The sequence below is a fragment of the Gallibacterium genomosp. 3 genome, assembly GCF_001678475.1.
Lineage (GTDB): Bacteria > Pseudomonadota > Gammaproteobacteria > Enterobacterales > Pasteurellaceae > Gallibacterium > Gallibacterium faecale.
Genome location: NZ_JTJR01000050.1, coordinates 55,319 through 67,025, shown reverse-complemented (window position 1 = coordinate 67,025; position 11,707 = coordinate 55,319). Strand labels below are relative to the sequence as shown.

At 35.9% G+C, this 11,707-nt stretch carries 12 protein-coding genes; 7 read left to right on the top strand and 5 right to left on the bottom strand.

The genetic code is table 11. From position 1 onward, the window contains the following. Positions 1-75: 75 nt before the first annotated feature. Positions 76-396: a ribosome-associated translation inhibitor RaiA gene (raiA, locus tag QV06_RS11215; RefSeq protein WP_065235281.1), complete on the bottom strand. Its 321-nt coding sequence runs from the start codon at positions 394-396 to the stop codon at positions 76-78. 236 nt (positions 397-632) lie between these two features. Here raiA and trmA point away from each other — a divergent pair, with 236 nt between their 5' ends. Together trmA and QV06_RS11205 are read left to right on the top strand one after the other, a co-directional pair. Continuing rightward, on the top strand, positions 633-1,730 hold the full coding sequence (gene trmA, locus QV06_RS11210) for a tRNA (uridine(54)-C5)-methyltransferase TrmA (RefSeq protein ID WP_065238216.1): 1,098 nt from the start codon (positions 633-635) through the stop codon (positions 1,728-1,730). Beyond that, complete coding sequence (locus QV06_RS11205; RefSeq protein WP_065238215.1) at positions 1,730-2,476, top strand: class I SAM-dependent methyltransferase; 747 nt, start codon at positions 1,730-1,732, stop codon at positions 2,474-2,476. The genes trmA and QV06_RS11205 overlap by 1 nt, the downstream gene beginning before the upstream one ends. Here QV06_RS11205 and QV06_RS11200 read toward each other — a convergent pair. Continuing rightward, positions 2,473-3,171, bottom strand: coding sequence for a 7-cyano-7-deazaguanine/7-aminomethyl-7-deazaguanine transporter (locus QV06_RS11200; RefSeq protein ID WP_065235284.1), 699 nt, complete (start codon positions 3,169-3,171; stop codon positions 2,473-2,475). The genes QV06_RS11205 and QV06_RS11200 overlap by 4 nt on opposite strands. A 145-nt stretch (positions 3,172-3,316) precedes the next feature. Here QV06_RS11200 and QV06_RS11195 point away from each other — a divergent pair, with 145 nt between their 5' ends. The 4 genes from QV06_RS11195 to purT all read left to right on the top strand — a co-directional run bounded on the left by QV06_RS11195 (position 3,317) and on the right by purT (position 6,783). After that, complete coding sequence (locus tag QV06_RS11195; protein WP_065238214.1) at positions 3,317-3,865, top strand: DJ-1 family glyoxalase III; 549 nt, start codon at positions 3,317-3,319, stop codon at positions 3,863-3,865. A gap of 13 nt (positions 3,866-3,878) precedes the next feature. Continuing rightward, complete coding sequence (locus QV06_RS11190) at positions 3,879-4,823, top strand: NADP-dependent oxidoreductase (protein ID WP_065238213.1); 945 nt, start codon at positions 3,879-3,881, stop codon at positions 4,821-4,823. 211 nt (positions 4,824-5,034) lie between these two features. Then, positions 5,035-5,541, top strand: a complete 507-nt coding sequence (gene luxS, locus QV06_RS11185) for an S-ribosylhomocysteine lyase (protein WP_065238212.1) — start codon at positions 5,035-5,037, stop codon at positions 5,539-5,541. 60 nt (positions 5,542-5,601) lie between these two features. Next, positions 5,602-6,783 carry a formate-dependent phosphoribosylglycinamide formyltransferase gene (gene purT, locus QV06_RS11180; RefSeq protein WP_065238211.1) on the top strand — a complete coding sequence of 394 codons (1,182 nt, stop codon included), beginning with the start codon at positions 5,602-5,604 and terminating at the stop codon, positions 6,781-6,783. Between the two features lie 45 nt (positions 6,784-6,828). Here purT and QV06_RS11175 read toward each other — a convergent pair whose 3' ends face one another. After that, positions 6,829-7,527, bottom strand: coding sequence for a fumarylacetoacetate hydrolase family protein (locus QV06_RS11175; protein ID WP_065238210.1), 699 nt, complete (start codon positions 7,525-7,527; stop codon positions 6,829-6,831). 237 nt (positions 7,528-7,764) lie between these two features. On the opposite strand from QV06_RS11175, the gene QV06_RS11170 reads away from it, so the two are divergent. Further along, entirely contained in the window at positions 7,765-9,102 is a 1,338-nt protein-coding gene (locus tag QV06_RS11170) for an amidohydrolase (RefSeq protein WP_065238209.1), read from the top strand. Positions 9,103-9,157: 55 nt separating this feature from the next. Here QV06_RS11170 and QV06_RS11165 read toward each other — a convergent pair whose 3' ends face one another. Together QV06_RS11165 and QV06_RS11160 are read right to left on the bottom strand one after the other, a co-directional pair. Further along, on the bottom strand, positions 9,158-10,063 hold the full coding sequence (locus QV06_RS11165) for a carbamate kinase (RefSeq protein ID WP_065238208.1): 906 nt from the start codon (positions 10,061-10,063) through the stop codon (positions 9,158-9,160). A 112-nt stretch (positions 10,064-10,175) separates the two neighbouring features. Continuing rightward, the gene (locus QV06_RS11160; protein ID WP_065238207.1) at positions 10,176-11,699 is read right to left on the bottom strand and encodes a xanthine permease; all 1,524 of its coding nucleotides are present in this window, start codon (positions 11,697-11,699) and stop codon (positions 10,176-10,178) included. Between the last annotated feature and the right edge of the window lie 8 nt (positions 11,700-11,707).

Below are 11,707 nucleotides of genomic sequence, written 5' to 3'. Positions count from 1 at the left end.
ACTTTTTTAGCAACCATTTTTCTACTATACCAAAAAGTCTAGCAAATTGCTAGACCTTAAACTTCAACGATAAAACTAATTAAAAGAATCTTTTAGACGTTCACTAGCTCGTCTTGCTTCTCCTTTATGTTGTAATTTATTAAGTTGGCGCTCTAATTTTTCTTGTACATCATTAATTGCACAATACATATCTTCATGTTCTGCTTTTGCGACTAGATCTCCGAACGGAGTTCCTATCATTGCTTCCACCCCAAATCCTTTTGGTAGTTTTTGTAAAATAAAATGAGGATTAATTAATTGGGTTTGCCATTTGCCTAATTTCGCTAAGCGTTCCTCAATATGAGAACGAATTGCAGGGGTAATATCCATTTGTTTACTAGTAATATTTAGGGTCATAACATTTACCTCTCATTGTATAAAAGCTGTTTCCAGCCAAGAAAAAATCCTGTTCTTGTTTAAGAACATAATGCCATCAAATTCTCTTTTCAAGCCTTTTTATATTTATTTTTCAGAATAGTGAAGTAAATCAAACTTACTGAATAAATTACTTCATCTTAAAATTTCTCTATTTTTTTATCCTATTAGATTTTTATGTTAGAATCCCGCAATTATTTTGTGCAACCAAGAAAATTATGCAAACTGATTTCTCTGACTTACAATACTCCACTCAATTAGAAAAGAAAAAAAATTATTTATCTCAATTATTTAAACCTTTTTTTGATGGTCAAATTGCAATCTTCCCATCTGAGAAAAAACATTATCGGATGCGTGCCGAATTTCGAGTTTGGCATGAACAAGACGAATTGTTCCATATTATGTTTGATCCTCAAACCAAACAACGTCAGCGCATTGATACTTTCCCCATTGCGAGCCAATTAATCAATCGCATGATGAGTGAGCTATTACCCTTATTAAAACAACAAGAATTATTACGCTATAAACTATTTCAGATTGATTATCTCAGTACATTAAGTAATAAAATTATTGTTAGCTTGCTCTATCACAAAACACTTAATGATGACTGGATTAGTGCTGCAAAAACCCTTAAACAAAAACTACAACAATTAAACTTTGATGTGCAAATTATTGGTCGTGCCAATAAGCAGAAAATCTGTTTAGATCAAGATTTTATTGATGAAGTACTTCCTATCAATGACAAGAATTATATCTATCGCCAAGTTGAAAACAGCTTCACCCAACCTAATGCGGGCGTGAATTGTAAAATGATTCAATGGGCTTTAGATTGTACTAAAAATGCACAAGGTGATTTATTAGAACTCTATTGTGGTAACGGAAATTTTTCTGTTGCTTTAGCACAAAATTTTAATCAAGTGCTTGCAACAGAAATAGCTAAACCTTCCGTTCATGCAGCACAATTTAATATTGCAGCTAATCAAGTCGATAATTTACAAATTATCCGAATGTCTGCGGAAGAATTTACCCAAGCATTGCAAGGTGTACGTGAATTTAATCGCTTAAAAGGGATTGATTTAAAACAGTATCAATGCCAAACCATTTTTGTTGATCCACCGCGTGCTGGACTTGATCCAGCAACATTAAATATGGTGCAACACTACGAGAATATTCTCTATATTTCATGCAACCCAGAAACATTAGTGCAAAATTTAGCGACACTCTCACAAACCCATCAAATTGAAAAAGCAGCGCTTTTCGATCAATTCCCTTATACCCACCATATTGAAAGTGGTGTTTATCTTGTGAGGAAATAATGGAAATTCAATTAATTAATGAAAGCCAACAATCCGAAAAATTTCAACAATTAATTGATAAATGGCAATTCTCTCACCATCAACAGGCATTATTTGCATTAGTTTTGACTGAACAACAACTAGAATTACGTAAAACTGATGAACCCAAATTAGGTGCTATTGCGGTTGATTTTGTACAAGGTACGATGGCACATCGCCGTAAATTTGGTGGTGGTCGAGGGGAAGCTGTTGCCAAAGCTGTTGGTATCAAAAAAGGTAAACTTCCTCATGTTCTTGACGCAACGGCAGGCTTAGGCAGAGATGCATTTGTATTAGCCGCTATTGGCTGTCAAGTAAGCCTCGTTGAGCGTCATCCCGTTGTAGCTGCATTATTAGAAGATGGCTTACAACGCGCCTATCAAGATGAAGAAATTGGTGAGTTTATGCGGCAACGAATGCAATTACTACCAATAAAAACTATCGCAGAATTAGATCCTACAACAGATAGATTTGATGTTGTTTATTTAGATCCTATGTTTCCACATAAAAATAAAAGTGCTTTAGTAAAAAAAGAGATGAGAGTATTTCAATCTTTGGTTGGTGCTGATTTAGATGCAGATGCCTTACTTGAGATCGCATTAAAATTGGCACATCGAGTAGTAGTGAAACGTCCCAATTATGCCAATTATTTGGCTGATAAAGCCCCTCATTTCAGCCAAAAAACGAAAAATCATCGTTTTGATATTTATATTGCAAACGAAACTTAACTTTGCATTTCTGCTGTTTGCGCAAGACTTAATAATGCTAACTTGCGCATAATTGCATTTAATACAACACCATAAATTGGTACAAAAAATAATAGTCCAATCAATAGTTTAAATAAATAATCTACAAAACCAATTTCAACCCAATTCGCTGCCATAAAGGGATCACTACTTTGATAAAAAGCAATCGCAAAGAACGCGAAGGTATCACATAAGCTCCCAAACACCATTGAGCTTGTTGGTGCAATCCACCAAGTTTTTAGCTGTCTTAATCGATTAAAGACTAATACATCCAGCAGTTGTCCTAGCACATAAGCGGAAAAACTCGCAAAGGAAATACGAAATACAAACATATTAAAAGTTGCTAATGCGGATAACCCTTGATATTGCGTATCGGAAAAAAGCGTTGAAATCACATAACTTACTACTAATGCAGGCAACATCACCCAAAAGATAATCCAACGAGCTTCTTTTGCACCAAAAACTCGTACTGTTAAATCAGTCGCTAAAAAGATAAATGGAAAAGTTAGTGTTCCCCAAGTACTATGAAAACTAAAATCTAGCCATGATAAATCAATAGTAAATGGAATTTGAACCAGGTAATTGCTAATTGCAATGATAAAAATATGGAAAAAAGTTAATAAAATTAGTGCGCGACGTTTTTCACGATCGCTAAATAGCGTTTGTGCTGAAATCATTTTGTAGTCCTTTTTATTACATTAACATCATTTGGGGTGAGGGAACCCAACCTAAAAACAAGGTGTTGCATCATACGCCGATCACAAAAATTTTCAATAAAAAAGCGTATAATGTGATCCATTTAACTAAAAAAGGAGAAAGCTTATGACACTAAAAATCGCATTACTTTTAGCTCAAGGTTTTGAAGAAGCAGAAGCATTAGTACCTACTGATGTATTTAGACGTGTTGGGTTACAAGTCGATTTAATCTCTCTAGATAATACAGAAATTGTGACTTCAGCCCATAACGTTAAAGTGGTTACAGATCGCTTATTACAACAAACAGATTTGAACCATTACGATATGCTCTTTTTACCAGGTGGACATGAAAGTCTTGACAGTAAATACAGCAAATTAAACTCAATATATCAACAATTTATCGCAGAGAATAAACGTATTGCCGCAATTTGTGCCGCACCAACCTCATTAGCAAAATTAGGCTTATTAACCGATAAAAATGCGGTTTGTTATCCAACGATGCGTCAGATTTTTACCGACAATCAAGTTCATTATCACCATACCCCTGCAGTAGTTGATGCGCCATTTATCACAGGTCGAGGTCCAGGTGCTGCGTTTGATTTTGCATTAACTATTGTGAGTGAGTTACTCGGTGTAGAAGCTGCTGAACAAGTAAAACAACAATTATTTTATTAAACAGGAGGTGCTTATGCGCAATTATGGTGCAACTATTAGCGAATTTGGTGAAGCCGATATACTGGTATTCCAACCAGAATTACCTATGCCCGCCATTTCAGAACAGCAAGTTCTGATCGAAAATCATTTTGCTGGAATTAACCCCGTTGATTTTAAAACACGTAAAGGTTTAGGTTGGGGAGCAGAAAAATTCAAATCTCAATTTCCAGCTGTATTAGGTTTCGATGTTGCTGGTATTGTTGCCAAAGCTGGTAAAAATAGTGGTTTCCAAGTTGGGGATCGTGTTGCAGCTTTAACCTTTGAAGGTGGTTGTTATGCTCGCTATGTTGCTGTGAATGCTGATTTAGTAACGAAAGTACCGGAATCCGTTTCGTTAACTGAAGCAGGCGCAATGCCAACCGCAGCAATTACAGCTTATCAAATTGTAAAACAGGCTAACTTACAAGCAAGGCAACATATTTTAGTTTCTGCACCATTAGGTGGTGTTGGTCATTTATTATTACAACTATTAGCTCAACATCAGGTAAAAATATCTGTAATTTGTTCTCCTGCTAAAAATCAAGCTGCATTAAAATTAGGTGCAATGCAATGCTTTGATTATCATCATCCAGAACACTATCCTGATTTACAGGCAGATCTGTTCATTGATCTTGTGGGTGGTGATAGCGGTGTTGCCGCACTTAAAATGGTAAAAACGGGTGGGCGTGTAATTTGTATTCCAACGATTCATGTGCCATTACTACAACAAGCTGGCGCAGAACAACATTTATTAGTTGAAAAAATGTTAGCTATACCAAATCGTGATGATCTAGCAACAATGTTAGGCTATCTAGCAGATCACCGTTTGCAATTACAAATTGCACAAGTGTTCCCAATTTCACAAATTCAACAAGCACATCGTACTCTTGAAAGTGGTCGTACCCAAGGGAAAATCGTGTTAGATCTGACAGATAAATAAAAGTCTATCTTGCCATAAAAGCGTTGCTTTAACTTTTAAGCAAGAAAGCACTATACAAGTATTACTATCAGACTTTAAAATAAAAAAAGCCGCTCTGTTGAGCGGCAATAACCTAAGGAACTAATTTAAACAACCATTATGTTGCAGCTTATAAGACCAAGCGATTTTGAAAAAGTTCAATTAAAATTTATAAAAAATAAGGATTTTTGTTATGCCGTTATTAGACAGTTTTAAAGTTGACCATATAAAAATGCAAGCGCCAGCTGTGCGTGTTGCTAAAACTATGCAAACACCAAAAGGCGACCAAATTACTGTTTTCGATTTACGTTTCTGCAAACCAAATAAAGACAACATCTCTCCAAAAGGTATTCATACTCTTGAACATCTATTTGCGGGTTTTATGCGTGATCACCTAAACAGTGATAATGTTGAAATTATCGATATTTCTCCAATGGGATGCCGTACTGGCTTTTATATGAGCCTTATTGGTTCACCAACTGAACAACAAGTTGTTGTTGCTTGGGAAAAAGCAATGCAAGATGTGTTAAAAGTGGAAAGTGAAAAACAAATTCCAGAATTAAATGAATATCAATGCGGTACTTATACCGAACATTCATTAGCAGATGCACAACTTGCCGCGAAAAAAGTTTTAGAGCAAGGCATTGGCATCAACAATAACCAAGAGCTGCTTCTTGATGAAAGTTTCTTAAATCAATAATTCGAAAGCCAAGTTTATACTTGGCTTTTTTATTTGCACACAACAGAGGAAAACTTATCTATGACAACATTGGGTACACCACTTACACCAACGGCAACCAAAGTAATGATGTTAGGCTCAGGTGAATTAGGAAAAGAAGTCGTTATTGAATTACAACGTTTAGGCGTTGAAGTAATTGCAGTCGATCGTTATGACAATGCGCCTGCACAACAAGTTGCTCATCGTGCTTACACAATTTCTATGTTGGACGGTGATGCACTAAAATCTCTTATCGAAAAAGAAAAGCCCGATTATATCGTACCCGAAGTTGAAGCCATTGCGACAGATACCTTAGTCGCTTTAGAACAACAAGGTTTTACTGTTATTCCGACCGCAAAAGCGGTGAAACTCACAATGAATCGTGAGGGTATTCGCCGCCTTGCTGCTGAAGAACTTTCACTACCAACTTCACCATTTCACTTTGTAGATAATTTTGCCGATTTTAAACAAGCTGTTAGTGAAATTGGGCTACCTTGTGTAGTGAAACCAATTATGAGTTCATCTGGACATGGTCAGAGTGTATTAAAAACGGAAAATGATTTAGAACACGCTTGGAAATATGCTCAAGAGGGCGGTCGTGCTGGAGGCGGACGCGTTATCGTTGAAGGCTTTGTCCGCTTTGATTATGAAATCACCCTCTTAACTGTTCGTCATCGTGGTGGAACGTCTTTCCTTGCTCCGATTGGTCATGTTCAAATTGATGGTGATTATCGAGAATCATGGCAACCACAAGCAATGAGTGAAGTTGCTTTACAAAAAGCACAACAAATTGCAGAGAAAATTACTGGCGCATTAGGGGGCTATGGTATTTTTGGTGTAGAAATGTTTGTATGTGGTGATGATGTCATTTTTAATGAAGTCTCTCCACGCCCACATGATACAGGTATGGTAACGTTAATCTCTCAAGATCTTTCTGAATTTGCATTACATGCGCGAGCTATTCTTGGTTTACCAATCCCGCAAATTAAATTGCTAGCACCAAGTGCTTCTAAAGCGATTGTCGTAGAAGGGAAATCAACACAAGTCAGTTTTGGCAATTTAGAAAATGTATTAGCTGAACCAGATACAGGCTTACGCTTATTTGGTAAAGGTGAAGTGAATGGCCACCGTCGTTTAGGCGTTTTATTAGCCAGCGCAGAAAATACTGAAAAAGCTCGAGAAAAAGCCAATCGGGCTTATGAAAAATTGGAAATTACCCTTTAGATTAAATATTTATAGATAAAACCGAGCAACGCTCGGTTTTAATGACTAAACAATTTTAATATCTAATTCACCCAACTTATCAATACCTAATCGAATTTTATCACCCGGCACAACTTTACTTACTCCTTCAGGTGTTCCTGTAAAAATAAGATCCCCCGGTTCTAATGCAAATAATGTTGATAAATGGGCTATTGTTTCTGCAACCGACCAAATCAAATCACTAATATCACTATGTTGTTTTTCCACATTATTCACCGTGAGCCAAATTGCACCAGAAGTAATATGTCCTACTTTACTTACAGGGTAGATTGGTCCAATTGGTGCAGAACCATCAAACGCTTTACCAATTTCCCAAGGACGCCCCATCTCTTTCATTTGATTTTGTAAATCACGACGTGTCATATCTAACCCAACTGCATATCCCCAAACATGTTCTAATGCTGTTTCTACTGGAATATTGCTGCCAGCTTTACCAATTACCGCCACTAATTCTCCCTCATAGTGCAAATTCTGAGTAATTGTTGGGTAAGGAAAAGCATAGGTTTTGCCTGGTTTGACAGGTCTAATCGCATCAGCCGGTTTACAGAAGAAAAAAGGCGGTTCACGATCTGGATCGTGTCCCATTTCTCTTGCATGTGCTGCATAATTACGTCCAACACAATAAATTCGGCGTACTGCAAATAAATCTTCACTCTCAATCACTGGAATTGCAGCAACTGGTGGTGGGGTAAAAACATATGACATTACTGCACATCTCCTTTTTTAATCTCACTATCTTTATTACAGATCTATATTCAAGCTCTCTTAACTATAACTATAACTATATAATTTATTATACAAATTTAGAATTAATTCAAAAATATAGAATAAATCATAGCAATCTTTTCAATCCAATCTAACCCAAAATTCATTTACTATAGACAGTATCTAAGATATCTGATTTTCTTAGATCTACCTTTCTTACTCAATAGGAGAACCAATATGAATCACAATATATCTCGCCGTAAATTTATCAGTACTACCGCCCTTACAGCTGCTGCAATTTCAATACCAACTTTAGCTCAGCAGCCATCAATTTCTAGTAAAAAAACTGCTTCACAAATCCATAATGAATATATATTGGATAATATCTTATTAGAAACCAATTTTATTTATCATAATGATCAGGTTATTGCTACTCAAACAAAACATATCGCCCTACATATAAAAGATGGGATAATTAAAAATATTCTTCAACAAGGAGAAAACCCTAACTCACTCCCTATTATAGATGGAGAAAGTTTACTCATACTTCCGCCATTACAAGATTTACATATTCATTTAGATAAGAGTTGGTATGGGCTACCTTGGCGTACAATATCTAGAAAAGGATGGAATATTCAGGACATAATAGCTTATGAACAGAAAATCTTACCTGAACTTTTAGAAACATCTATTGAGCGAACAGGCGAAATGATATCTCTACTTAATCGTAAAGGCACTGTGATTGCTCGTAGCCACTGTAACATAGAACCAACAAGCCAACTAAAAAGCCTTGAACATTTAGAACAAGCATTAGATCAAAATAAATATAATCTGGAATGTGAAATTGTTGCTTTCCCTCAACATGGCTTATTACGCTCAAATAGTGAGAAATTAATGAGGGAAGCTATGAGATTAGGTGCTCACTATGTAGGTGGTCTTGATCCAACTAAAGTTGATAATGATATGAAAAAATCCTTAGATACTATGTTTGCTATTGCACTAGATAGTGGTAAAGGGATAGATATTCACTTACATGAAGCAAACCCAAGTGGTGGTGAAGCTATCAAGTATATGATTAACTATGTCGCTAAAGAAAAAGAGCTTCATGGGAAACTCACTCTAAGCCACGCATTTGCATTTATGGGTATGAGTAATGATGAAGTTAAACATTTGGCTGAAAAAATGGCTGAATACAAAATAAGTTTAGCTTCAACGCTCCCTTTCGGTAATTCCATGATGCCATTACCTACATTTCAATCTGCTGGGGTCAAATTAATGTCTGGAACAGATAGTATTCTTGACTGGTGGTCTCCTTTAGGCAGTGGTGATATGTTAGAAAAAGCACGCCTATGGGCTCAACTATATCGACAAACAGATGAATTTGGGTTATCTCGTGCTTTATCTATTGCCACCGCAGGAGTAACGCCTCTTGATGATCAAGGAAATCTTGCTTGGCCTAAGGTTGGAGATAAAGCGACATTTACTCTGGTTGCTGCAAGTTGTAGTGCCGAAGCAGTAGCTCGTTTACCTGAAAAAAGACAAGGCTTTTTAAATGGTAAACCTATAATTAGCTAAAATATTTTTATCTTTCATATAATGCCTCAAAATATTGAGGCATTTTTATACCCTACTATTTAATTACTCTTGTCCCAGCTTTATTTTCTAATGCCTCCGATACAAAGTTAATATCAGCAATAATTCCTATTCCGTTATTCATATTACGAACATAATCAACGATGGCATCTACTTTCGGTTGCATAGACCCCTTATCAAATTTATATGTTAATAACTCATCTACCGAAACTTTATCTAACTTACGCTGATTATTTTTTCCCCAATTTAAATAAATACCATCGCCATCAGTTAAAATTAAAAAATACTCTGCTTGAATCTCTTTAGCTAATAGCGAAGCTGAAGCATCTTTGTCAATGACACAATCAATATTTAATAACTGCCCATTTTGCTTAGATACTGGAATACCGCCACCACCACAACAAATAACAATATTATTCTGATTCAATGCTGACCTAATAATACTATTTTCCTGAATAGATAACGGCTTTGGAGAAGCTACAACACGGCGATAATAGTTACCATCTTGTTTAATTTGCCAATGGTATTTCTTAGCTAACTTCTCTGCTTCTTCTTTGCCATAGACACTACCAATAAATTTATTTGGCTCTAAAAAAGCTTCATCACTAGAATTCACTTCAACATGCGTAATAATTGAAGTAATCGGGAGTTTTACTAGCTTACGTAACTCTTGTATTAACATTGTAGAAATCATACCTTGAGTTTCTGCCACTAAACAACTTAAAGGATAAGCTGGAACATCAACATAAACATCATTTTGCTGAGCTAACAACCCAACTTGTGGTCCATTACCATGTACAATCGCAATTCTATACTTATCCACTAACTTACTAATTGAATCAGCAACAAGACGAATATTTTCTAATTGATTATCATATGACATTACTTGTCCTCGCTTTAATAAAGCGTTCCCGCCTAAAGCAATAACTATTGTAGGCTTCATGTTATTTCCTCTATTTATAAAATGAATATGCTTTATAGACAAAAAGACTATTTAACCTTTTTGAAGTTAAATAGTCTGAGAAATTATTCTCAGACTATTAATAATTTTTATCTTAGGAAGTGACTTCTGTTGATTTATTTCGATCTAACCAATATTTTAATAAAAATAAAACCATTACCATTAAATAAGCAATGACAAACATTATTGGAGAATCGCCACCAATAACAGGTTTTGCTTGATGAATAATGCCAAAGAATGCTAAAACAGAAGCTAATGCAGCACTAATAGCACCTTTCTTAGGTTGGTTTGTAATTGCGAAAATTGCTATACATCCCCATAACAATGAAGATAATGGTGCACCACTACCTAAATGAAATAATCCTGTAAAATCTACACCATTTTTTTCTAAAATATCCCAACCTAATTTTCCTGCATTTGTTCCTGCGCTTTTCAGCGTATTCCCTACAGTAGTTAAAGCCCAAGCACCAATCCATGGAAATAAGCAGACAAAAATTACTGGCACTTCAAGTTTAGGCGTTTCTCTAACAACTTGATTTGCAGTAACAATACCGATAAAAATCAAGATTGGTGCAATCGCAGCCATTGGAATTAAGGAGAGTAAGAAACCACCTAAGCCAAGTAAACATACTAAAAACATTACAATACCTGTACCAAGTGTATAACCTATACCTGCCCCCATTTCCTTATAAGCGGTATGTCCAACATAAACCGTAACTGGGAATGGATTTCCCATTAAAGCACCAAACATTGTTGAACATCCGTTTGCAATCATTACTCGGCGAGTCGGGTAAGGATCACCCGCTGCATGAGCACTTTCTATATTTTCAAGATCAAATACATAGTTTGCTAAAGCTAATGGTACTGCGGAAGCAAGATAAGGTGCCGCCACTGTAAGACCTTCAAGAAAATTACTAATATGTAATTGTGGTGGGTTAAATCCTGCGCTATGTAAAGCCTCTCCAATTTTTCCTGCATCCTGTAATCCAAATACCCAAGCTAAAATTGTTCCTACAATAAGCAGGAGGAGTCCTGTTGGTATATGCTTGAAAATCGGCGATCGTCCAAACCAATTAATAAAAATTAATACAAGGACAACAAAAGAAACTACTGGAGTATGAAAGGCTTGCAGCATAGGGTTCATTGCTAATAGCAATAATCCTAATCCAGCTAAACAAGATAATAATACAGTCCTAGGCACGGCTCGTCTTAATAGATCCCCCATAAAAGATCCAATAAAAAGAATAAAACCTTCTACGAAGCCCCAAACCACACCAATACTTAACGCTAGCTCATAATCTTGTGTTTGCTGATATACTGGCAATAGTACTAAAAAAGTTACGGTAAAAATTGAAGGAGCACTAGGTCCTGATGGTAAGGCAACCACATCATCCCTACCAGATTGTTTTGCTAATATTTTTGCAAAAATTACATAGCAAATACTCGCACAAAGAACAGCTAATCCGAATGCAGGGACTACTCTTCCAAATACTACTTCAGAAGGAATCCCTACAACAATTGTTAATAAAGCAATCATTGTTAGCAAATTAGTTAAATTATTACTAAAAAGACCAAAGAAAGCAGCCCAGTCACCTTTTTTCCAAAATTGTGTTTTCATTTTCTGCT

Coding starts and splice junctions, on each gene's coding strand:
- raiA (WP_065235281.1), bottom strand. CDS start 396: ATGACCCTAAATATTACTAGTAAACAAATGGATATTACCCCTGCAATT.
- trmA (WP_065238216.1), top strand. CDS start 633: ATGCAAACTGATTTCTCTGACTTACAATACTCCACTCAATTAGAAAAG.
- QV06_RS11205 (WP_065238215.1), top strand. CDS start 1,730: ATGGAAATTCAATTAATTAATGAAAGCCAACAATCCGAAAAATTTCAA.
- QV06_RS11200 (WP_065235284.1), bottom strand. CDS start 3,171: ATGATTTCAGCACAAACGCTATTTAGCGATCGTGAAAAACGTCGCGCA.
- QV06_RS11195 (WP_065238214.1), top strand. CDS start 3,317: ATGACACTAAAAATCGCATTACTTTTAGCTCAAGGTTTTGAAGAAGCA.
- QV06_RS11190 (WP_065238213.1), top strand. CDS start 3,879: ATGCGCAATTATGGTGCAACTATTAGCGAATTTGGTGAAGCCGATATA.
- luxS (WP_065238212.1), top strand. CDS start 5,035: ATGCCGTTATTAGACAGTTTTAAAGTTGACCATATAAAAATGCAAGCG.
- purT (WP_065238211.1), top strand. CDS start 5,602: ATGACAACATTGGGTACACCACTTACACCAACGGCAACCAAAGTAATG.
- QV06_RS11175 (WP_065238210.1), bottom strand. CDS start 7,527: ATGTCATATGTTTTTACCCCACCACCAGTTGCTGCAATTCCAGTGATT.
- QV06_RS11170 (WP_065238209.1), top strand. CDS start 7,765: ATGAATCACAATATATCTCGCCGTAAATTTATCAGTACTACCGCCCTT.
- QV06_RS11165 (WP_065238208.1), bottom strand. CDS start 10,063: ATGAAGCCTACAATAGTTATTGCTTTAGGCGGGAACGCTTTATTAAAG.
- QV06_RS11160 (WP_065238207.1), bottom strand. CDS start 11,699: ATGAAAACACAATTTTGGAAAAAAGGTGACTGGGCTGCTTTCTTTGGT.